At 70.0% G+C, this 21670-nt stretch carries 17 protein-coding genes; 7 read left to right on the forward strand and 10 right to left on the reverse strand.

Annotated features, from left to right (window positions below; all coding sequences use genetic code 11):
• The first annotated feature begins 41 nt into the window (after positions 1-41).
• A complete protein-coding gene (locus Strain318_RS09580) occupies positions 42-2270 on the forward strand; it encodes a TonB-dependent receptor family protein (protein WP_367885486.1) in 2229 nt (742 codons plus the stop codon).
• A gap of 32 nt (positions 2271-2302) precedes the next feature.
• On the opposite strand, the gene Strain318_RS09585 is transcribed toward Strain318_RS09580, so the two are convergent.
• The gene (locus Strain318_RS09585) at positions 2303-3481 is read right to left on the reverse strand and encodes an aminotransferase class I/II-fold pyridoxal phosphate-dependent enzyme (RefSeq protein ID WP_367885487.1); all 1179 of its coding nucleotides are present in this window, start codon (positions 3479-3481) and stop codon (positions 2303-2305) included.
• A 93-nt stretch (positions 3482-3574) separates the two neighbouring features.
• Here Strain318_RS09585 and Strain318_RS09590 point away from each other — a divergent pair, with 93 nt between their 5' ends.
• Positions 3575-3943: a carboxypeptidase regulatory-like domain-containing protein gene (locus tag Strain318_RS09590; RefSeq protein ID WP_367885488.1), complete on the forward strand. Its 369-nt coding sequence runs from the start codon at positions 3575-3577 to the stop codon at positions 3941-3943.
• A gap of 4 nt (positions 3944-3947) precedes the next feature.
• On the opposite strand, the gene Strain318_RS09595 is transcribed toward Strain318_RS09590, so the two are convergent.
• Positions 3948-7331 (reverse strand): WD40/YVTN/BNR-like repeat-containing protein, encoded by a 3384-nt coding sequence (locus Strain318_RS09595; RefSeq protein WP_367885489.1) that lies wholly within the window; start codon positions 7329-7331, stop codon positions 3948-3950.
• Between the two features lie 114 nt (positions 7332-7445).
• On the opposite strand from Strain318_RS09595, the gene Strain318_RS09600 reads away from it, so the two are divergent.
• On the forward strand, positions 7446-7820 hold the full coding sequence (locus tag Strain318_RS09600) for a cupin domain-containing protein (RefSeq protein ID WP_367885490.1): 375 nt from the start codon (positions 7446-7448) through the stop codon (positions 7818-7820).
• A complete protein-coding gene (locus Strain318_RS09605) occupies positions 7817-9202 on the forward strand; it encodes an MATE family efflux transporter (protein WP_367885491.1) in 1386 nt (461 codons plus the stop codon). The genes Strain318_RS09600 and Strain318_RS09605 overlap by 4 nt, the downstream gene beginning before the upstream one ends.
• Here Strain318_RS09605 and Strain318_RS09610 read toward each other — a convergent pair.
• Both Strain318_RS09610 and Strain318_RS09615 read right to left on the reverse strand, forming a co-directional pair.
• Complete coding sequence (locus Strain318_RS09610; protein ID WP_367885492.1) at positions 9156-9347, reverse strand: DUF2256 domain-containing protein; 192 nt, start codon at positions 9345-9347, stop codon at positions 9156-9158. The two genes, Strain318_RS09605 and Strain318_RS09610, sit on opposite strands and share 47 nt — an antisense overlap.
• 6 nt (positions 9348-9353) lie before the next feature.
• Positions 9354-10760 carry a tetratricopeptide repeat protein gene (locus tag Strain318_RS09615; RefSeq protein ID WP_367885493.1) on the reverse strand — a complete coding sequence of 469 codons (1407 nt, stop codon included), beginning with the start codon at positions 10758-10760 and terminating at the stop codon, positions 9354-9356.
• Positions 10761-10875: 115 nt separating this feature from the next.
• Here Strain318_RS09615 and Strain318_RS09620 point away from each other — a divergent pair, with 115 nt between their 5' ends.
• Positions 10876-11229 carry a hypothetical protein gene (locus Strain318_RS09620; protein ID WP_367885494.1) on the forward strand — a complete coding sequence of 118 codons (354 nt, stop codon included), beginning with the start codon at positions 10876-10878 and terminating at the stop codon, positions 11227-11229.
• A gap of 44 nt (positions 11230-11273) precedes the next feature.
• On the opposite strand, the gene Strain318_RS09625 is transcribed toward Strain318_RS09620, so the two are convergent.
• Both Strain318_RS09625 and Strain318_RS09630 read right to left on the reverse strand, forming a co-directional pair.
• A complete protein-coding gene (locus Strain318_RS09625) occupies positions 11274-12968 on the reverse strand; it encodes a hypothetical protein (protein WP_367885495.1) in 1695 nt (564 codons plus the stop codon).
• 140 nt (positions 12969-13108) lie between these two features.
• A complete protein-coding gene (locus tag Strain318_RS09630; protein WP_367885496.1) occupies positions 13109-14008 on the reverse strand; it encodes a LysR family transcriptional regulator in 900 nt (299 codons plus the stop codon).
• Positions 14009-14101: 93 nt separating this feature from the next.
• On the opposite strand from Strain318_RS09630, the gene Strain318_RS09635 reads away from it, so the two are divergent.
• The gene (locus Strain318_RS09635; RefSeq protein ID WP_367885497.1) at positions 14102-15655 is read left to right on the forward strand and encodes an NADH-quinone oxidoreductase subunit L; all 1554 of its coding nucleotides are present in this window, start codon (positions 14102-14104) and stop codon (positions 15653-15655) included.
• A complete protein-coding gene (locus Strain318_RS09640) occupies positions 15652-18153 on the forward strand; it encodes a YbcC family protein (protein WP_367885498.1) in 2502 nt (833 codons plus the stop codon). Before Strain318_RS09635 ends, Strain318_RS09640 begins: the two co-directional genes overlap by 4 nt.
• A gap of 75 nt (positions 18154-18228) precedes the next feature.
• Here the strand turns inward: Strain318_RS09640 and Strain318_RS09645 are convergent, their stop codons facing one another.
• Genes Strain318_RS09645 through hppD form a run of 4 tightly spaced genes read right to left on the reverse strand, consistent with a single transcriptional unit; the run spans position 18229 to position 21572 of the window.
• Positions 18229-18606, reverse strand: coding sequence for a hypothetical protein (locus tag Strain318_RS09645; RefSeq protein ID WP_367885499.1), 378 nt, complete (start codon positions 18604-18606; stop codon positions 18229-18231).
• Positions 18607-18611: 5 nt separating this feature from the next.
• Positions 18612-19241: a flavin reductase family protein gene (locus tag Strain318_RS09650; RefSeq protein ID WP_367885500.1), complete on the reverse strand. Its 630-nt coding sequence runs from the start codon at positions 19239-19241 to the stop codon at positions 18612-18614.
• A 25-nt stretch (positions 19242-19266) separates the two neighbouring features.
• On the reverse strand, positions 19267-20448 hold the full coding sequence (locus Strain318_RS09655; protein WP_367885501.1) for a homogentisate 1,2-dioxygenase: 1182 nt from the start codon (positions 20446-20448) through the stop codon (positions 19267-19269).
• Entirely contained in the window at positions 20448-21572 is a 1125-nt protein-coding gene (gene hppD / locus Strain318_RS09660; RefSeq protein WP_367885502.1) for a 4-hydroxyphenylpyruvate dioxygenase, read from the reverse strand. The genes Strain318_RS09655 and hppD overlap by 1 nt, the downstream gene beginning before the upstream one ends.
• Positions 21573-21670 lie beyond the last annotated feature (98 nt).

The raw sequence follows: 21670 nt of genomic DNA on the forward strand, positions 1-21670 counted from the left end.
GCGCGTCGCGTGCACTTCCGCTGGCGTTGATGTTGTCGCTGGTGGCTTTCGCCCCTCGCGGACTGACCGCGCAAGCGCGCGATACCGCCCCCGGCCGACGCGCCTTGCGGGATTCCAGCCGTAGCCTCCGCGACTCCGTCGCGCGGCTGCCCGGCCTCACGATCATCGGCACCACGGAAGACCGGAGCCGCATTCCCGGCTCAGCCCAGACGCTTGATCGGCGCACCCTGACCCGAGCCCGCGTCTTCACCACGAACGAAGCGCTGCGCAAGGTCTCCGGCATCGTCGTGCGAGACGAGGAGGGCCTCGGGCTGCGCCCGAACATCGGCATTCGCGGGCTCAATCCGACCCGTTCCGCCAAAGTGCTGCTCCTCGAGGACGGCGTTCCCGTTGCGCTCGCCCCCTACGGCGACAATGCCGCGTACTACCACCCGCCCATCGGCCGCATGGAGCGCATCGAAGTGCTCAAGGGCGCGGGCCAGATCCTCTATGGCCCGCAGACCATCGGTGGCGTCATCAACTACATCACGCCCGGGCTCCCCGCCGTCTCCTCGACGTCGTTGCGGGTGGCCGGGGGCTCCAACGCGTTCGGCAGCGCGCAGGCGCGCGTGGCGGCCGTGCAGGGCGATGGCGGTGTGGTGTTCGACGTCGGCCGCTTCCGCTCGCTCGGCGCCCGCGAGAACACGGCTTCCGACGTCTCGGACGCCTCAGCGAAATTCTTCCTGCGCCTGGCCCCGACGCAGCGGCTCACGGCAAAGGCCAACTTCTTCCGCGAAGGGTCGCAGGTCACCTACTCGGGGCTGCGTGAATCCGAGTGGGCGGACAATCCGCGCCAGAATCCCTTCCGCAACGACCGCTTCGACATCCAGCGCCTCGGCGGCGCCATCGCCCACGAGTGGACCGCCGGCCACCGGCGCCTCGTCACCACGCTTTACGGCCACCAGATCCAGCGGGATTGGTGGCGACAGTCGAGCAACTCCTCGCAGCGCCCGAATGACGCGGCCGACCCCGCCTGCGGGTCGATCGCCGCCCTCGAGACGGGGTGCGGCAATGAAGGGCGGTTGCGGCAGTATCGGATCGCCGGCATCGAACCGCGTTACGCGCAGCCACTCGTCCTCGGCGCCCTCGCGGGTGAGCTCGACGCCGGGCTGCGGCTGCATCGCGAGGTCCAGACCCGGGTGCAGCTCAACGGAGCGGCGCACGACAGTCGCAGCGCCGGACCCGCCGGCAATCCGGGCTCCGGGATCCTTGAGGACAACCTTCGCACCACCAGCGCCCTCGCCGGCTTCGTACAGGCGCGCATCGGAGGCTTGACGTGGAGCGTCACGCCAGGCCTGCGGGTGGAACGGATCACGATCACGCGCACCAACCGCCGCCCGCTGGCCGGCGCGCCCTCGGGCGTCGGCGGCGAGACGTCGCTCACCGAGATCATCCCGGGCATCGGCGCCACGCTTGCACCCAGCGCGCGCCTCACCGTGTTCGCCGGCGCGCATCGTGGCTTCGCGCCGCCGCGCAACGAGGACATCATCAGCAACACCACGGGTGGCGTCGTCGAGCTCGACCCGGAGCGCTCGTGGAACTACGAAGTCGGGGCGCGCTGGACCTCCGCGCGGGGATGGAACCTCGACGCGACGGTGTTCCGCCTCGACTTCGAGAACCAGGTGATTCCGGCCTCGGTGGCCGGGGGAGCGGGCGCCACGCTCACAAGCGCCGGCCGTACCCTGCACCAAGGCGTCGAGTTCGACCTGCGCGGAGACCTGCCGGCGCTGGGTGGCCTGACGCCTTTCGTGCAGCTGGCGACGACCTGGATGCCGATCGCCCGATTCGAAGGCGAGCGCTTCGCCTTCATCGGCACCGGCGGTGCCGACGTCGCCGGCCAAGTGTACGCGGAGCAGAACGCGGCCGAGTCGCGGACGGCCCTGCGCGTGACGGGCAATCGCCTGCCGTATGCACCCGAGGTCACGGTCACCGCGACGCTCGGTGTCCGGCACCGGGCAGGCCTCGATCTCTCCGCCGAGGCGGTCCACGTGGGCCGGCAGTTCGGCGACGCCGCAAACACCAGCGTTCTCGTGCCGGACGGCCAGCAGGGCCCGCTCGCGGCCAACACGCTCTGGAACCTGTCGGCGAACTGGACGTCGGCGCCGCTCGGCGTCACGGTGTTCGCCACGGTGAAGAACGTCTTCGATGAACTGGTCGTGGTCGACCGCACGCGCGGGTTGCTCCCCGGGATGCCGAGGCTGCTGCAGCTGGGGCTGGAGCGGAGCTTCTAGGCCCGTCGAATCCGCGCGAGGCGGCCCGGCGCTCAGGCGCCGGGCTGCATCCGACGGAGGACGCGACCGGCGCGCATCGCCGCCTCGGCGATGCGCGCTGGATGCGTGATGAACGAGATGCGGAAGAACCCTTCCCCGCCCGCGCCCAGCGACGATCCGGCGAGCACGATGACGCCTTCTTCCATCATCAGGCGCTCGTGGAACTCCAGCGACGTGATGCCCGCCGGCAGCGGCACCCAGAGGTACATCGAGGCCTTCGGCGCCTCGACGGCGAAGCCGTTCGCGCGGAAGGCGGCCACCGCGGCGTCGCGGCGTTCCTTGAACACCGCAAGGTTGCCGGGCACCCACTCCGCGTGGCTCTCCAGCGCAGCCACGGCCGCCGCCTGCACCGCCATGAACTGGCCGGTGTCGAGAAAGCTCTTGGTCTTCGACAGCGCGCCGACCAACTCCGCGTTGCCGCAGGCCCAGCCGCAGCGCCAGCCGGTCATGTTGTAGGTCTTCGACAGCGAATGGAACTCGATGGCCACGTCGCGCGCGCCGGGCACATCGAAGATGCTCGGCGCGACGTAGCCGTCGAAGGTCATCTCCGAGTATGCGTTGTCGAAGAGCAGGATGATGCCAAGCTCCTTGCAGCGTCGGACGATGCGCGCGAGGTACTCCATGGGCGCAATCGCGGCGGTCGGGTTGTTCGGATAGTTGAGGAACAACACCTTCGTGCGCGCCAACACCTCCGCCGGCACCTCGTCGAGTTCCACGAGGAAGTTGGTGCGCGGCGTGATCGGATACATGTACGGCTCGGCTTCGCTCAGCAGGGTGCCGCCGAGGTAGGCGAGGTAGCCGGGATCGGGGAGAATGGCGACGTCGCCCTTCTGCAGCGTGGCGAGGCAGAAGTGGGCGATGCCTTCCTTGGACCCGATGAGTGGCACGATCTCCTTGAGCGGATCGAAGCGCTGCCCGAAACGCTTCTCCATCCAGGCGCTCACGGCCTCGCGGTACTTGGGCAGCCCGAGTCCGAATCCGTAGCGGCTCATCGCGGGGTCCTGCACGGCGCTGATGAGCGCCTCCACGGCCTTCGGCGGTGCGGCGAGGTCGGCGTCGCCGGCGCCGAGGTCGATGACGTCCACACCCCGGGCGATGAGCTCGCGCTTCTTCTGGGGAATCGTGGCGAGCAGGTAGACCGGCAGCGAATCGAAACGGGCGGTGGTCTTCACGGGGCCTGGGGGCGCGGTGGGAACGACGGAGTTGAAGCGGGCGAAGCGAGCATGTAAGCTACGCGCTTCATCTCAGCCCGCGCGATGCTCCCCATGCCGTCGATTCGCCTACCCCGCTTGGTCGTGCCGCTCGCCATCGCCGTCGTGGCGGCGGCCAGCTGCCACACGTTCCCGACCGACCCGAACGCCACGCGCTGGGATCCGCCGCCAGCCCAGTTTCCGCTGACTTTCGTCAGCGGCCGCGTGTTCCGGCAGGGGACCAACACACCGATCGCCGGCGTGACCGTCGAGGGGGGCTCGAGCCGCAGCGTCACGGACTCGGCCGGCTTCTACGCCCTCGACGGCTACCGCGCCTCCCAGATGCTGGTGTCAGCGATGAAGGAAGGCTTCGACACGGTGCGGGTGAGCATCGTACTGAACGGCAGCAACCAGACCTTCAACATCGCGTTGCGCCAGCCCTGAATCCTCAGGGCGCAAGCTGCACGCCCTTGGCCTGCAGGCTGCGCCCCACGCGCACCGCGTCCGCCAGCAAGCGCTCCGCATCACGGACCGGCGCCACCAACGCCTGCTGGGCATTGCGGAGCTGCTGCTGCACACCGGCACTCGGCATCTCCCAGAGCCCGATCACGGACGCCTTGAGCCCCGTGAAGCGCGAGTAGGCGTTGCCGCCGCCGGCGCCGCCGCCGAATCCGCCCCCGCCACCCCCGCCACCCGCGCCGCCGCCCTGCGGCGCGATGCCGACGCCAAGCGCCGGACCGACGCTGTCCAAGCGCGCCTTCAGCTGCGCAAGGCTCGCGCGCTCATCGGCGCTGAGCTGCAGCGAATCCGCACGCTGCTGCGCCGCGCTCAGCTGCGAACGCAGCGTGTTCAGGCGCGCCACGGTTGTCGCCGAGCGGCGATGCTCATCGTGCAACTGCATGACGAGGCGATCGTAGGCGGCGCGCTCGGCGACCGTCCAGGTGAGGGCCGGGTCCGCCACGACGGTGAGCGGCTTGCTGTCCACGACCGAGCCGTCGGCGATCAGCTCGACGGTGTAGCGGCCCGGCGCGACGTACGGCCCGAGATTCGCGTTGCCGCCAAACCCGAAGCCACCAGCGAATCCGCCCGCGCCTCCGCAGGGATTCTCCGGCCGGAAGCCGACGTCCGGCAGCGGTGCGCGCACACCGGGAATCGGACGCTGCTGCGAGGGCCCGCCGCCCGGACCGCCCTGCCCGCCGGGGCCACCCGCAGCCGGCGGCGCGCCCACCGCAACCGGCGCCACCCGCATGTCCCAACACACCGCCTGCAGGCCTAGCGTCCGCTTCGCGGCCGGCACCTCGAGACGCCGCACCTCTGCGTTGCGAGCGCCGACCACGCGCAGTTCCAACGACTGGACCTCACGCTGCACGTGGAACGGCAGCACCGCCTCGCTGGGCGGGTTCTCGCCCGTGAACCACTGATGCCCCCAGCACTCGTCGTTGCGGTCGTCCTTGGTCTTCCATTGCAGGGCCGGCGTCGGCGTGAACAGCGTTGCCGGCCGACTCGCCGATTGCGCGGCGGCGAGTTCCTGCACGGGCGCGAGGTTGTCGAGCACGAAGATGGCGCGGCCATGCGTGCCGACGATCATCGCGTTGTCGCGCGGATGGATGGCGATCTCGTCGACGCGCACGTCCGGCAGGTTGCTCTTGAAGCGGCGCCACGAGTTGCCGCGGTCCAGCGAGACGAACAGGCCAGTCTCCGTGCCGACGTAGAGCACGTCGGGGTTCCTGATGTCTTCCGTCAGCGTGCGGACCACCTCGCCGCGCAGGCCTGCGTCGATGCGGCGGAACGTCGCGCCGAAATCCTCGGTGCTCCACACATACGGCGCGTAGTCGTTCTGCCGGTAGTTGGGCACCACCACGTAGGCGCGGCCGGGCGCGCCGCGCGAGGGCACGACCTCCCCGATGTACGCGCCGCGCGGGAATCCCGGCAGGTTGGCCGCTACGTTGGTCCAGGTGGTACCCCCGTCCTTCGTCACGCTCACGACGCCATCATCGGAGCCTGCCCAGAGCACGCCTCGCTGCGCCGGCGATTCCGCCAGCGAGACAAGCGCCGGCCACTGCGAGATGCCATCGTGCGTGGCGATGCGGATGTCGCGGCCGGCCTTCCCCATCGTGACGATCGAATCGCGATTGGCATTCATCGTCAGGTCGGGCGACACGACGGTCCACGAGTCGCCCCGATCCGTGGAGCGGAAGACGCGATTGCCCGCCACGTACAGCGTGCCCGGATCGTGCGGCGAGAGCAGGATCGGCGCGTCCCACTGGAAGCGGAAGGTCTCCCCCGCCGCCGGGGCAGGCGTCACCGTGTTCGGCGTCGGACGGATGCTCTTGCTCTCGCCCGTCACGACGTTGCGACGGATCATGTTGCCGTTCTGTGACTCCGTGTAGACGATGCGCGGGTCGCGCAGGTCGGGGATCGCGTGGAAGCCGTCGCCCCCGAGGATCTGGAACCAGTCGTGGTTCACGATGCCGCGGCTGAAACGCGAGCGGCTAGGGCCGCACCAGTTGTAGTTGTCCTGCATGCCGCCGCAGATGTTGAACGGCACGCTCATATCGTAGCTGACGTGATAGAACAGGCCCACGGGCAGGTTCGGCACGAACTGCCAGCTCTTGGCTTGGTCGAACGACACGGCCATGCCGCCGTCGTTGCCGATCACGAGGTGCTGTGGGTTCGCCGGGTTCACCCACAGCGCATGGATGTCGTCGTGCGTGACCATCGCGGCATCGGTCTCGACCGTCTTGCCGCCGTCGAGCGTCATGTGGAGGCCGACGCCGCCGAAGTACACCGTCTCCGCGTTGCTGGGGTCGATGGCCAACTTCGAGAAATACATGGGCCGCGGGTTGGCGCCGTTCACGCGCGTCCACGTCGCGCCGCCATCATCCGAGCGCCAGAGACCGCTGACCTGGTTGTTCGCCGGCGCGCTCGACGCCATCGAGCCTCCCGCAGGCGCAGCGGCGGCAGGCGCTCCGGCTGCAGGCGCACTGGGCGCGGGTGCCTCGACGAGCGAGTACACGATGTTCGGGTTCGACCGCGCGATGTCCACTGCGATGCGGCCGAGCTCGCCGCTGGGATAGCCCCCAGCCACGCGCGCCCAGGTCTCGCCGCCGTCGGTGGATTTGAACAGCCCGCTGCCCGGGCCGCCGCCGTTGAAGCAGCACTCGCTGCGGCGGCGCTGGTACGTCGAGGCGAAGAGCACCTTGGGATCCGCAGCCGACATCACGATGTCGTTGCCGCCCGTGTCGTCATCGCCGGCCAGGACGCGGCGCCAGCTGCGGCCGCCGTCGATGGTCTTGTAGATGCCGCGCTCGCCGCCGGGGCCGAAGAGCGGACCCGTCGCCGCGACGAAGACGATGTCGTTGTTCGTCGGGTCGATGACGATGCGATGGATGTGCTTGGATTCGCGCAGTCCCATGTTCGTCCACGTCTTGCCGCCGTCGGTGGACTTCCACACGCCGCTGCCCCAACTGGTGGACTGGCGATTGTTGCTCTCGCCGCCGCCGGCCCAGACCAAGTCCGGGTTCTGCTGCGAGAGCGTCACGTCGCCGATGCTCATCAGACCCTGGTCCTGCAACATCGGCTCCCAGGTGGTGCCGCCGGAGGTCGTCTTCCACACGCCGCCGTGCGCCGTCGCGACGTACCAGAGGGCCGGGTTCTTCTCGGAGACCGCCACGTCCGCGATGCGCCCCGACATCGTCGCCGGGCCGATCGAGCGGAAGTGTAGCCGGTTGAGTTCCTCGGCCACGGGGATCTGCGCCGAGGTCGCGGAGGCCAGTAGGGCAAGGGCGCCACAGGCGCCGAGGACACGGCGGGCGAGGGTCGAGGTCTTCACGGAAGGTGCTCCACGGGGTGAGACAGTTGGGATGGCGCGCGGAGAAGTTACGCGGCGTCAGGGCTCGGCGCTGGCCGCGGCGCCGTCGCCCGCGGACGTATGTAGGTTTCTCGCATGTCCACGACACCCGCCGCCACCGTCCGCCCCGCGGACAGCGTCACGCCGACCGTCATCCCGTCCGGCCGCGACGCCGCGTTCCGCGTCCTCGTCGGCCCGCAGCAGGGCGAGACCACCTTCGTGCTCCGCCGCTTCACCTTCGGGGCCGGCGGCGGCATGCCGCTCCATACCAACCTCGTCGAGCACCAGCAGTACGTGCTGCGCGGCCGCGCGCGCATCCGGATTGCGGACGCGGTGCACGAGGTCGGCGCCGACGACACGCTGTTCATTCCCGCCGGCGTGCCGCATGCCTACGAGGTCGTGGACGGCCCCTTCGAGTTTATTTGCGTCGTGCCGGACAAGCCGGATCAGGTGACGCTGGTCCAGCCGTGACGACGGGCCTCGACCTCACGCAGGGGTCCATCTCGGGTCACCTGGTCCGCATGGCGATCCCGATGGCGCTGGGCATGATCTTCCAGACGCTGTACGTGCTGGTCGACCTCTACTTCGTCGCGCAACTCGGCGATGCGGCGATCGCCGGCGTCAGCGCCGCGGGAAACGTGCAGTTCATCGTGATGGCCCTCACGCAGGTGCTCGGCGTCGGGACCACGGTGCTCATCGCCCACGCGGCCGGGCGCAAGGATCGCGTCGATGGCGCACGCGCCTTCCGGCAGAGCCTGCTCCTCTCCGGCATCACGGGCGTGTTCGTGCTGGTCGCGGGAGGCGTGCTCGCCCCGATGTACCTGCGCGGCGTGGCGGCGGACGCCGAGACGGTGCGGAACGGACTCATCTACCTCAAGTGGTTCCTGCCGGCGCTCGCACTGCAGTTCGCCCTGATCTCGATGGGCGCCGCGCTCCGGGGTGCCGGCATCGCGAAGCCGACGATGATCATCCAGATGGTGACGGTGCTCCTCAACGCGATCCTTGCGCCGGTGCTGATTGCCGGCTGGGGCACCGGGCGACCGATGGGGATCGCCGGTGCCGGACTCGCCTCGACCATCGCCGTTGCGGTCGGCGTCATCGCCGCGGCGGCGTACTTCGTCCGCACGGGCTTCTTTGCCGCGACGGCAGAGGAGGCCCCGTATCGGCCGGACCCGGCGGTGTGGCGCAAGCTGCTGCGCATCGGCGTCCCCGCGGGCGGCGAGTTCGGGCTGATGTTCGTCTCGATGGCGATCATCTACGGCATCATCGGCGGCTTCGGGGCGGCGGCGCAGGCGGGCTTCGGCGTGGGCTCGCGCATCATGCAGTCGCTGTTCCTGCCGGTGATGGCGATCGCGATCTCGGCCGCGCCCATCGCGGGGCAGAACGTGGCGGCGGGCCGGCCGGACCGCGCACGCGAGACGTTCTGGGCGGCCGCGCGGCTGTGCAGCGCGCTCATGGCCCTCATGACATTGTTCGCCCACTGGCGGCCCGCGGTGCTCGTGCAGCCCTTCGCCAGCGACCCGGTCGTCGTCGAGGTCGCGGTGGACTTCCTGCGCACGATTTCGTGGAACTTCGTGGCGAGCGGGCTCGTGTTCACCTGCTCGTCGATGTTCCAAGCGATGGGCAACACGATTCCCAGCGTCGTCTCGAGCGCCGTGCGGCTGACCGTGTTCGCGATCCCCGCTTTCTGGGTCTCCCGGCTGCCGGGCTTCCAGCTGCACTGGGTGTGGCGCGTCTCGGTCGTCGCCACGACGGTGCACGCGCTCTTCGCCCTCTGGCTGCTGCGCCGCGAGGCGGCGCGCCGACTCAGCGCCCTCGCGGCCGGCCCCGCCCCACAGCCGTCGGCGGCGTAACGCCCGCGCCGCGCTGCCGACAGGCATCAGAGCAGTACTTCACCTGCTCCCAGTCCCGCTCCCATTTCTTCCGCCAGGTGAACGGACGGCCGCAGTTCAGGCAGTCCTTCTGCGGGAGGTCGGACTTCTTCCGCATGCGGGCCATGGCGGGTCAGCCCGGCGTCGCGGCGGCGGACGGCGGGTCCCAATCATCGCCGTAGAGCTTGGGGCCACAGCTGTTGCAGATCGAGTGCGAGAACTGCGCCATCGACCGCGATGCCATGTACTCCTCGACGCTGCGCCAATAGCCGGCGTCGTCGCGGACGTTCTTGCAGTTGGCGCAGATCGGGATGAAGCCCGAGAGGGTGCGCACTTCACGCCTCGCGCGCAGCAGCGCCAGCACGAACAGCAGCGTGATGACGAGCAGGAGCACGGCGAGGCCCGTCAGCACGCGCTGTAGGCGCAAGGCCGCGGCCTGCACCTGCTGTTGCTCGCGGAGGTCCCGCGCGGCCGCCCGCTGGCGGGCCGCCTCGGCCTCGAGCTCGATGGCCGCCACACGCTGCGCCGCGCGGGCGTCGAAGACCGAGTCGCGCAGGGCCTCGTGTTGACGCGCATAGCGGAGCGCGGCCGGCGCGTTGCCGAGGCGCTCCGACACGCGCGAGAGCCCGTGCAGCGCCTCCAATCGATACACGCGGTTGCCCGTGCGATCGGCGGCCGCGAGCGCACGGCGATAATCCTCGACGGCCGCTCGCGACCGCCCGAGCGCCTCGTTCGCACGCGCCATCTGCAGCGCCGCGTTGGCCTGCCCGCGCAGGGTGTTGCCCTTGAGCGCCCAGTCGTAGACCTCGCCGAAGCGCCGCAGCGCGTCATCCGGCCGCCCTGACGCGAGATCGATCTCGCCGAGCAACAGGATGTTGATGGACCATGCGCTCAGCGAATCGCGCCGGCTGATCGGCGGGCGGCCGCTGTAGTACGCGGCGAGCGAGCGCTCGACATCCGCGCGGGCGTCGGCGAAGCGGCCGAGGTCGGCGAGGATGTCGGCGCGCGTGTTCAGCGCGTACCCCAAGGTGTGGCCATCGCCCGACGCATCGGCGAACGTGACGCCGCTGTCGGCGCTCTCGAGCGCCCGGTCGAACTGCCGCCAGTCTTGGTACGCCTTGGCAATGTTCGCGTGCAGGTAGGCCTGGCCCCGTGCGTTGCCGTCGGCGGTCCGGATGGCCAACGACCGCATGTAGGCTTGCAGGGCGAGCTCGAAGTTGCCGATCTGGTAATGCGACGAGCCGACGGAATTGGAGACGCGGGCCACCGCCGCGCTGTCGCCGCGTGCCGCCGACAGGTCGCGGCTGGCCATGAGATGCACGAGCGCCGAGTCGAAGCGATCGGCACGCCAGTGCGCGAGTCCCAACTCTTCGAGGAGGCCAGCCCACGCCAGCGTGTCGTGCGCGGAGCGTGCGGCCGCGGCGGCCGCGCGCAGCGCCGGCAGGGTGTCGGCGGGCGATGCGGATTGTGCCGGCACCGGCCCCGGGCTGAACGCAGCGCCAGCGGCGAACACGACGAGGGAGCGAAGGAGGGTGCGCATGGCTCGCCACGAAAAAAGCGCGGGGGCGGGCGGCGGGTCAATCGGGGCTCTTCCGCGGGAACAGGCCCGCGGCGGCGGCTGTTCATCGGGCAACCTTCCCGTGGAGCCCGCCCGCATGTCCGCTGCGTACACCGCCCCTGACCTCGACGCCGTCACCATCCCGCCGTTCTCCGTCTACGACGGCATCGAAGGCCTCTGGCAGGATGATGACCGGACCGTCTCCCTGTGGTCGCACTATCACGCGATCCGCGTGAACACCTGCCTCCGCATCACGCGCGCGCGCATTCGCGCGTTCGAGTGGCAGCTCGCCGACGTCACGCCGCGCGGCGACGCCGCGATGGTGGCGAAGGCGCAGGACGAGCTGGCCACGGCGAAGGCGGAGCTGGCCGATCTCGAGCATCGCCGCAACCTCCTCGAAGCCGCGCGCGTCGCGGACTCCTACGCGCCGACCAGCTGGACCTGGGAGTAAGCGGTACGCGGCACGCAGCCCGGGCGACGGCGCAACGCCGTCGCTCAGGGGATGCGGACGATCTGCGGCGTGACGGTCTTGAACTGCGGCATGGCCTCGCCGACGTCCGCCCCGATGTAGGTCGGGTCGCTGACGATCCAGCGCTCCCCGCCGATCACCACGGCATCACCGGTCACGGCCGCGCGGAACTTCACCGCCGTCGCCATGTGGCCCGGGTAGAGCAGGCCCACGACCTCGAGTCCGGTGAGTTCGCGCACGAGCGCGGCGAAGATGATGGAGCGGTCCTCGCAGTCCGAGAACGGATAGAGCAGCGTCTCGTCCACGCTCAGCGGCTTCTCGCGGCCGAACTGGTCGCCGTCCGTCTTGTACTCGAAGGCCGTCTGCACGAAGCGGATCAGGAAGTTCACCTGGTCGCGCTCGCTGCGGCCCTGGAGCTTGCGCCGCAGGGCGGGCAGCAGCGTCTCCCGCGCCGGCTGCGACATCTGGATGCCGAACCACACGTCCCACTCGACCTGCGGGAACCACTCGAGGTACTTCACCGCGTTGCGGTCGGCGCGCACCTCGATGGTGTGCGTGGTGTCCTTGTAGCTCCAACGCAGCGTGCGGGATTCCGCGGCGACGCCGAGGTTCGGCGTCCGCGCGATGCGCATGTCCATCTTGCGCGGCTGGCCGGGATAGTTGCCGTCGTAGGTGAAGAGGCGCCCCAGCCCGTCCGGTGACGGCGCCTCGTCCAGCGACACCGCGAAGAACTTCTCGTTCTGCAGCGTGAAGTACGTCGTGTTGTACACCATCACCGTGCTCGGCACGAGCAGCACGATGGTACCCACCGGCATGGCGGCGGTGGCGCCGTTCGGCCCGATGTAGCCGACACGCGCGTCCACGTTGGACTTGAGCAGCAGATACCACGTCAGCAATCGCGCGCGGCTCTCGTCGCCTGCGAGCTGCCGGCCCAAGCGGAGCACGAACTGCGCGTAGGCGTAGTCGTCGAGCGCGAGGGCTTCGGACTGCGCGCGCAGGTCCTCGGCGAGCACGCCCCAGTCGGCGGAGGCGAGACCGCGGTAGAAATCGGCAATCGCCTTTCCGTCCACCGGACTGCCCAGCGCCGGAAGGGGCGAGCGCGTGTAGCGCAGCGGGATCGGACCTCCATAGAACGGCACGCTGAGCGTCTGCGCCGGGGCCGCCGGGCGCGGAGCGGGCGTGGGGGCGGGTGCCGGCTCGGGCGGCAGCATCGACGGATCCACCGGGCGCGCCGGCAGCGGACGACTCGCCGGCGGAATCAGCGCCAGCGGCGCCGGACGATTGCCCGGCGTGCCCGTAGTGCGACGCGGCGGCATCGGCGGCAGGGCCGGGATGTTCGCGACGACGTTGTCCGGTGGCGCGACGGGAACGGGCGGCGTGTTCGCGCGCGGCGTGTTGGCGGGCGGTGTGTTCCCGCCGGCCGGCGTGGGTCGGGTCGGCGAGGGCCGCGGCCCCGGCGCCGGGGCCGGCGTCGGTGTGCGGCGCGGCAAGGTACGCGGCTTCGGCGCCGTGTAGCCCTGGCTGGCGGCAAAGGCCTGCATCGCGCGCCAGTCGCGCTCGAGGAAGTTGGCGAAGGCGCTGTCCTGCGCCGTCATGAACTGGTTGAACTGCCGCTCTTGCTGTTCCAGGAAGCGCCGATACCGCTCCTCCTCACTCTGCTGCGCGCCTGCACCGGCCAGCGGCAACGCCGCGAGGCTGAGCAGGAGCAGCGATCGACGCACGGGGGAAACGGGAACAGTCTGGACCGACACAGGCACCTCGGCGCGGAAGCGAACACACGGCACTCAGCGTACACTCGCTCCGTACACCGCGCCCCGCAACTCCGTGCCGCTCACCGCGCTGGCGCGGCGCGTGATGGCGGTCACAGCGCCGATTCGATGCGGTGATCCAGCAAGGTGCGGACCAGCGGCGGGGCGAACTGGCGCCGCACCGTGACGGCGAAGAACTCCTCGTAGAGATCGGGCACGGCACAGTACTCGTGCAGCGTGCCGCGCCGCAGTTCGTCGCGCACGACGACGGCGGGCACCAACGCGACGGCCTGCAGGTCGCGCGCCAGGAGGCGCAGCATCGCCATGTCGTCCACCTCGGCGACGACCGTCGGCCGGATGCCGGCGCGTTCGCAGAGCACGTCGAAGCCGCTGCGCAGTTCGCTGTCGCGGCTGGGCAGGATGAGCGGCACCTTGCCCACGTCCTCGGGGAAACGGAACGCCCGGCCGCGGCGCCGATGCCCGACGAGGCTCACCTGCTGGCGCGCGATGCGTTGGCAGCGCCACGCATGCTCGGCGTCCTCGTGCACGCGTCGGTTGGCGAGCACCACGTCCAGCGTGTGCGCGCGGAGGCGGGCCAGCAGCTCGCCCAGCGATGCCGATTGCAGCACGAGGCTGACGTCGGGCACCCCGAGCAGGGGCGCGACGAAGCTGCGCTGGAAGTTGCGCGAGAGCGTGGCGACGGCACCGATGCGGACGACTTGCCGCGCCGCCTCACGCCCCTCGCGCAGCGTCGCGACGAGTTCCTGCCCCGCCCCGACGATCTGCTCGGCATACTCGAGCGCGATGCGTCCGGCCTCGGTGAGCGTGAGCTGCCGCCCCTGGCGCTGGAAGAGGGGCTGGCCGAGGCGTGCCTCGAGCTGTCGGATCTGCGTGGACAGCGCGGATTGCGACACGCGGAGATGGGCGGCGGCGCGGGTGAGGTGGCCTTCCTTGGCGACCGCCCAGAAGTACAGCAGGTGGTGGTAGTTGAGCGTCGGGAGGCGCGATTCCATTGTTCTTTTTTCGCGATGTGTTTGATATAAAGTATGTATTTTACAGAACGATAGGAAGCGCCGAGATTCCGTGTGTCCCTTCCCGGAGTCTCTGTGCCCGACCTTGCCTTCGCTCCGCTCGCCTGGCTGCTGCCCGGCGCGCTTGTCGCCGCCGCGCTGCTCGTGCGCTGGCGGCCGCACGCCGCGTGGACCATCGGCGAGCGCGTCACGCTCGCCGCGCCCGTGTTCGCCCTCCTCGCCGTGCCCGCGCTCGCGCCAGCCGCCCGCGTGATGGCCTTCCTCATCGCGGCCCTCGGGGCCATCACCCTGCGCTTCTCGCGCCGCTACCTCGACGGCGAGGCGGACGGGCCGCGCTACGTGCAGTGGTTCCTGCTGGCCGTCGCCGGCGCCTCGCTCGTCACGGTGTCCCGCGACCTCATCGTCACCGGTCTCGCTTGGACGCTGACCTCGCTGGCCCTGCACCAGCTGCTCACCGTCGGACCGGCGCGCGCCGCCGCGGAGATCGCCGCGCACAAGAAGTTCCTGCTGAGCCGCGTCGCCGACCTCGCGGTCGCGACGGCCGTCATCCTCATCGCGACCGCCTTCGGCACCACCGACATCCCGCGCCTCCTCGAGGCCGCAGGCACGGGAGAGATACCCGGCACGGCCACCGCCGGCACGCTGCTCCTCGCCGGCGCGATCATCCTGCGTTCGGCGCAGCTGCCCTTTCACGGCTGGCTCATCCAGGTCATGGAAGCCCCCACACCGGTGAGCGCGCTGCTGCACGCCGGTGTCATCAACCTCGGCGCCTACGTGGCCATCAGTCTCGCGCCACTCTTCGTCGCCGTGCCCGCGGCGCTCACGCTGCTGGCGCTTGCGGGCCTCGCCTCGGCGACGCTCGCGGCGCTCGTCATGCGTACGCGCGGCAGCGTGAAGGGGGCGCTCGCGTGGTCCACCTGCGCCCAGATGGGCTTCGTGCTCGTCGAAGTCGGCCTCGGGGCCTTCGACCTCGCGCTGCTGCACATCGTCGCGCACGGTGCCTACAAGGCCAACGCCTTCCTCGCCTCCGGCAGCGGCGTTCATGTCGCCGCCCAGCAGCTGCGCGCGGGCGATGCCCTGCGGAGCCGCGCCCCGCTCGCGCCCGAGGAGGGGCTGGGGCGCTGGCTCGCGGCCATCGCGGTCGTCGCCGCCGCGTTGGCTGCGGCCCGCATGACGCAAACATGGACCCCCACCACGCCGTCGCTGTTGCTGAGCGCCACGGTGGTCGCGCTCGCGCTGATCCCCGCCCTCGCCACCCTGCGGCTCGCCGATGGATCTGCGTCCCTCCGCAGCGGCCTCGGCATCATCCTCGGCCTCCCCGCCCTCTACGCCATCTGGCATGCCGTGCTCGCCCCGATCGCGCCGAGCGCCGCGACGCTGCCTGTCCCGGCCTGGGTTGCCGCGCTCGTCATCGCGGGCTTTGCCGCCGCGCTGGCCGTGCAGGTCACCGTCGCCCAGGCGCCGCAGGGACGCCTCGCCCGCGCGCTGTATCCACACGCGCTCGCCGGATTCCATCTCGACGCCGTGTTCACGCGGCTCACGTTCCGTCTCTGGCCGCCGACCATCACCGCGCCCGCCGTCCGTCAGCGGCGTGAGCGTTCACCCCTTCGCATCGAGCGTGCCGCGTGACCGCCACTCCGACCCTTTTCCCCGTCGATCCGACGACGCGTGCCCAAGTGCGCGCGCACATCGACGCCGCCTGCGCCCGGATCGCGCCGGCGTGGCCGCTGGACCGCTTGATCGCCGTCAATCCGTACTGGGGATGGACCGACCGGCCCATCGCCGATGCGGCGGCGACGATCGGCGCGACGGCCTCGGCACCGATGCTCATGCCACGCTCCTGGTACCGCGCGCAGCGCGCGGCGGGGCTCATTCCGGATGAGGCGATCGAGACCGCCATCAAGCGTCGTGGACTCGCGCTGCGCAAGGACGACGTGCTCGCCGCGCTCTACGCGGACGCGCCAGAGCTTCCGCACCATCCGCTCGTGAGCGAGCTGCGCGACGCGCAGCGCGATCCCGCGCGCGAGGTGCTCTGGCGCGACTACCTGCTGCAGCAGGTCGGCCAGACCTGCGAGGCCTACTTCGACGCCGCGCAGGCGCCGTGGGCTGCCGTCGCCCCGGATGGCCTCTACGCCTTCTGGCGCGAGCTCATGCTCACGGACCGCACGCCGCAGTTGCTCCTGGGCGCGCCGGACATCCGCGATGCCGCCGGCGAACTTCCCGACACTGCCGAGGCGCTGATCGCCGAGGCGCTGGACACCCTCGCGCTCCCGCGTGCGGCGCGCACGACCTACCTCACGGCCGTGCTGCTCTCGGTGATCGGGTGGGCGAGTGCGGCGGCGCACCGGCGCTTCGAGGCCCGGCTGCGCCATGCGGACGACGAGACCATCGTCGAACTGCTCGCCGTGCGCCTCGGCTGGGAGCTGCTCTTGTACCGCACCGCGACCGCCAGCGACCTGCCTTCGCGCTGGACGCAGGATCGGCGCCGCTGGCAGGACCTCGCCGAGGCCGTACCCCGCGCGCAGGAGCCGGAGTGGATCCTGCAGCGGGCCTTCGAGGTCCGGTACCAAGAGAAGCTGGCGAATGCCCTCGCGTGGCACCCGACGTTGCGCCACGCCGACTCCGGCGCAGCCGCGCCGGCCACGGTGAGCGCGCAGGCGGTGTTCTGCATCGACGTGCGCAGCGAAGTCTTCCGCCGCCACCTCGAGGACTGCGACGGCGGCATCCACACGCTCGGCTTCGCCGGCTTCTTCGGCGTGCCGCTCGAGTACCAGCCGCTGCTGGGCGCCTCGCGCCCGCAACTCCCCGGCCTGCTCGCGCCCGGGGTCGTCGCGGAAGATCGGGGCGAGGGCGTCGACACGCTGCGCGGCGCGATCGTCGCGCAGGGCAGTGCGCGTGCCCAGTGGAAGGGTGTGGCGGGTGGCGTGCCGTCGACCTTCGCGTTCGTCGAGTCCACCGGACTCGCCGCCGCATTCCGCATGCTGCGCGCGAGCTTCGAGCCGGAGCGCGCGAAGGGCGACGCGCGCCGCTACGGGCTCGACGCCGGCGAGGGACACGTCGTGCCGACGCTCACGCGGCGCAGCGACGGATCGGCGCTCGACGGCGCCGCCAAGGTCGATATCGCGGCCGGCATCCTGCGCGGCATGTCGCTGACGCAGGGCTTCGCGCCGCTGGTCGCGTTCATCGGTCACGGCGCGCTGGTGGTGAACAATCCGCAGGCGGCAGGCCTCGCCTGCGGCGCCTGCGGCGGGCAGTCCGGCGAGATCAACGCACGCGTCGCGGCGGGCCTGCTGAACGAGCCGGCGGTGCGCAGCGGGTTGCGCGAGAGGGGCATCGAGATCCCCGACCGCACGCGATTCGTCGGTGGCCTGCACGACACCACGACGGACGACCTGCTGTTCTTCCCCGACGCCGAGACCGCGGCCTCGCATGCGCAGGTGTTGGCGGAGTTCCGGGCGGCCTGCGCCCGCGCGTCGCGACGTACGCGGGCCGAGCGGGCAGCACGGCTCGGCATCGAGACGAGCGATCCGTTCGCCCTCGCCGACGCGCTGCGCCATCGCGCCGCCGACTGGTCCGAGGTTCGCCCCGAGTGGGCGCTGGCCGGCAACGCCGCATTCATCGCGGCACCGCGACGCCGCACGCGCGCGCTCGACCTCAAGGGACGTGCCTTCCTGCACGAGTACGATGAGCGCCGCGACGCGGACCACGGCGTGCTGGAGCTGATTCTCACCGCGCCGGTCGTGGTCGCGCACTGGATCAACTTCCAGTACTGGGCCTCGACGGTGGATCCGAGCCGCTTCGGGAGCGGCGACAAGACGCGGCACAACGTCGCGGGCGGTAGCCTTGGCGTGTACGAAGGGGCTGGCGGCGACCTGCGCATCGGGCTCGCGCAGCAGTCGGTGCACGATGGCACGCGCTTCGTGCACGATCCGATGCGGCTCGGGGTGTACCTCGAGGCGGGCGAGGCGGCCATCGACGCCATTCTCGCCAAGCACGCGCATGTACGCGCGCTCGTCGAGCACGAGTGGATGTTCCTCTACCGCATCGACCCGGAGACGAGCAGCGTCACGCTGCGCACGCGCAGTGGCTGGGAACCGATCGCCAGCGGGAACGCGGCGCGCTGGTAGGCGCCGGAGCAGGAAGAACGTCAGCGGGGTCGGTGCTTGGCACCGACCCCGCTGTGCTTGGTGTCCCCGACGGCGTCAGCGCTGCCGCGTGCCCGTGAAGCGGGCGCCGCCCTGCCCGGCGAAGTCCACGTAGCCGTTCAGCGAGTCGGCCGTGACGATGCGCGCCGTGTAGGTCAGGACCATGCCTTCGCCGGCGCCGCTCGGCGAGAGCACGAACGACAGCGTGTCCCCGTACACCGTCCCCGAGATGGTGCGCGAGCCCATCGCATTGGACGTGTAGGTCCCCGTGACTTTGTCGCCCTCCTGCTTGAGCTCGAGGACCGGATAGCCCGTGCCGTTGTCGGTCACGACGGCGAGCTGCCAGCGTCCGGTGAGATCGTGCAGGATGGATGCGGTGGCGGCGGTGGCAAAGGCCGCGACGAGCAGTGCGGCGGCGAGAATGCGGCGGGACATGGAAATCACTCCTTGGGAACGACCGTCGGTCGGTTGAGTCGGAAGATAGCCTGCGGCGTGACATGCGCCCACTCGTCACGGCCCATCCGCGCGGCCGGATGCACCTTGGCGGTATCGGGCAGTCCGTCGGACGCGAGCACGTCGTCACGTACCCACAGATGCAGCACCTCGCCGAGGACCCAGGTACCATGCATGGGTCCCGAGCCTTGGGGGACAATCTGGAACACGCGGCACTCGAGTGCCGCCGGTGCCTCGGCGACACGCGGTGGCTTCACCACCACGCTCGGCACGCGCGTAAAGCCTGCGACGTCGAACTCGTCGACGTCCGGGGGATACGGCGCCGAGGCCTGGTTCACGCGCTCGGCCATCTCGCGCGAGACGAGGTTGATCGTGAACTCGCCCGTCTCGCGGATGTTGCGCAGCGTGTCCTTGGGATTGCCGTGACGGTCCGCGGTCGGGCAGATGGCGACCCCTTGCGGACTCTGGCCGCCCATGGCGAAGAACGAGAACGGCGCGAGGTTGCCGACACCAGCCGCGCTGATCGTCGAGACGAAGGCGATCGGGCGCGGCGCGATGAGCGGCGTCAACCAACGATGACGCTCGACCGGCAAGAGCTCTGCGAGTGCGATGTCCATGGGCGCGAGGCGACGCGCGCGCCGCTCAGCTCGTCGGCGGCGAGAAGCCCTGCCCGCCTTCGATCCAGCTGAACATGTAGTTCTTGTCCTCGTACGGCGTGATGGCCTTCGCCACCTTGAGCGGCCGGAACGAGTCCATCATGACGGCCAGTTCGTTGGTGTGCGTCTGGCCGATGCTCGCTTCGTAGCGGCCCGGGTGCGGGCCGTGCGGGATTCCGTCGGGATGATGCGTGATGCTGCCGTACTCGATGCCCTTGCGCGACATGAACTCGCTCGAGGCATAGAACAGCACCTCGTCGGAATCCACGTTGGAGTGGTTGTACGGCGCGGGAATCGCCTGCGGATGGAAGTCGTACGGGCGCGGGCAGAACGAGCAGATGACGAATCCGTCGCCCTGGAAGGTCTGGTGCACCGGCGGCGGCTGGTGGACCTTGCCGACGATGGGTTCGAAGTCGTGGATGTTGAACGCCCAGGGATAGAACTGCCCGTCCCAGCCGACCACATCGAGCGGATGGTGATCGAGCACGATCTCGTTAAGCCCGTTGTACTGCTTGATGACGATCGGGAAATCGCCCTTCTGGTCGTAGGTCTTGAGTTCGCGCGGCACGCGAATGTCGCGCTCGGAGTACGGCGCGCCTTCCACGAGCTGGCCCACGTTGTTGAGATAACGCTTCGGCGGCCGCACATGCCCGCGCGATTCCATCACCAGCAGCTTGGCCGGCTTCGTGAACTTGTAGCGATGCAGGATGTGGCGATGGATGACGAGATAGTCGCCGGGGATGATCGGCAGGTCGCCGTACTGCGTCTCCAGCGTGCCTTCGCCTTCCGCGACGTAGACCACTTCGTCGCCCTGCGCATTCCTATAGAGGTGCTCGTCCTGCTTGTCGGGCGCCACGTACAGCATGGCGATGTCGTCGTTGAACAGCAACGGCACGCGGTTGAGCGTGGGGCTGCCGCCGCGGGCGATCTGCGCCGTCTTGAAGTGGCGGTGCTTGAGCGTCTTGTCGGGATCCGCCTCGTAGGGCGTTTCCAACAGGCGGCGCACGGCCTTCACCGTCGTCGGCGGGTGGATGTGGTACAGCAGGGCCGCCGGCCCCGTGAAGCCCTCGATGCCGACGAGCTGCTCGTTGTAGATGCCGCCCTCCGGCTTGGGAAACGCGATGTGCCGCTTGCGCGGGATCTTCCCCAGCGTGTGGTAGAACGGCATTACAGGTTGCCTCGCTTGGCCTGCTCGCGCTCGATGCTCTCGAACAGCGCCTTGAAGTTGCCGGCCCCGAAGCTCTTCGCGCCCTTACGCTGGATGATCTCGAAGAACAGCGTCGGGCGATCCTGCACCGGCTTCGTGAAGATCTGCAGCAAGTAGCCTTCGTCGTCGCGGTCCACGAGGATGCCCAGCTCGGCCAGCGGCGCGATGTCCTCGTCGATCTTGCCGACGCGGTCGAGCACCGTCTCGTAGTAGGTGCGCGGGATCGTGAGGAACTCCACGCCGCGGCTCTTCAGCGCCCGCACCGTCCTGATGATGTCGTCCGTGGCGACCGCGATGTGCTGCACGCCGGGACCGCGGTAGAAGTCGAGGTATTCCTCGATCTGCGACTTCTTCTTGCCCTGCGCCGGCTCGTTAATCGGGAACTTGATGCGCCCGTTGCCGTTGCTCATGACCTTCGACATCAGCGCCGAGTACTCGGTGCTGATGGTCTTGTCGTCGAAGGACAGCAGGTTGTAGAAGCCGAGCACGTCGGAGTAGAACTGCACCCAGTGGTTCATCTTGCCGAGCTCGACGTTGCCGACGCAGTGGTCGACGTACTTCAGGCCCACCGGCTCCGGCTGGAAGGGCGAATCGGCCGCGATGAAGCCCGGCATAAACAGGCCCTTGTAATTGCGGCGCTCGACGATCGAGTGGATGGTGTCGCCGTAGGTGCGGATGCCGGCGACGACGATCTCGCCGTGCTCGTCCTTGAGCACCGTCGGCTCCTGCACGCTCACCGCCCCGCGTTCGATGGCCTTCGCGTAGGCATCGCGGCAGTCATCCACCCAGAACGCCATGTCGCGCACGCCGTCGCCGTGCTTGGCGATGTGCGCGGCGATCTCGCCCTCGGGGCCCATCGGCGTCGTGAGGATGAGGCGGATCTTGCCCTGCTCGAGCAGGTATGAAGCGCGGTCGCGCACGCCCGTCTCGGGGCCGCGGTAGGCAACGAGCTTGAAGCCGAACGCCGCGCGGTAGAAGAGCTGCGACTGCTTCGCGTTCCCGACCCAGAACTCGATGTAGTCGGTTCCGTTGATGGGGAAAGTATCGTGGGCGGTTTCCGCGACGGGCTTGGTGGCGGTAGTCATAGGAACGGCAGTGGTGAGTTGGGAGTTGGGAGTTGGAAGCGAACGGCGACCGCATCACCGCGCGCGCTAGGCGGCGCGGTGCTCACCTCTCAGTTATG

Origin of the sequence: Pseudogemmatithrix spongiicola (assembly GCF_030623445.1) — a bacterium.
In the GTDB taxonomy this organism is placed as follows: Bacteria; Gemmatimonadota; Gemmatimonadetes; order Gemmatimonadales; family Gemmatimonadaceae; genus Pseudogemmatithrix; species Pseudogemmatithrix spongiicola.

Coding starts and splice junctions, on each gene's coding strand:
- Strain318_RS09590 (WP_367885488.1), top strand. CDS start 3,575: ATGCCGTCGATTCGCCTACCCCGCTTGGTCGTGCCGCTCGCCATCGCC.
- Strain318_RS09600 (WP_367885490.1), top strand. CDS start 7,446: ATGTCCACGACACCCGCCGCCACCGTCCGCCCCGCGGACAGCGTCACG.
- Strain318_RS09610 (WP_367885492.1), bottom strand. CDS start 9,347: ATGGCCCGCATGCGGAAGAAGTCCGACCTCCCGCAGAAGGACTGCCTG.
- Strain318_RS09615 (WP_367885493.1), bottom strand. CDS start 10,760: ATGCGCACCCTCCTTCGCTCCCTCGTCGTGTTCGCCGCTGGCGCTGCG.
- Strain318_RS09620 (WP_367885494.1), top strand. CDS start 10,876: ATGTCCGCTGCGTACACCGCCCCTGACCTCGACGCCGTCACCATCCCG.
- Strain318_RS09630 (WP_367885496.1), bottom strand. CDS start 14,008: ATGGAATCGCGCCTCCCGACGCTCAACTACCACCACCTGCTGTACTTC.
- Strain318_RS09645 (WP_367885499.1), bottom strand. CDS start 18,606: ATGTCCCGCCGCATTCTCGCCGCCGCACTGCTCGTCGCGGCCTTTGCC.
- Strain318_RS09650 (WP_367885500.1), bottom strand. CDS start 19,241: ATGGACATCGCACTCGCAGAGCTCTTGCCGGTCGAGCGTCATCGTTGG.
- Strain318_RS09655 (WP_367885501.1), bottom strand. CDS start 20,448: ATGCCGTTCTACCACACGCTGGGGAAGATCCCGCGCAAGCGGCACATC.
- hppD (WP_367885502.1), bottom strand. CDS start 21,572: ATGACTACCGCCACCAAGCCCGTCGCGGAAACCGCCCACGATACTTTC.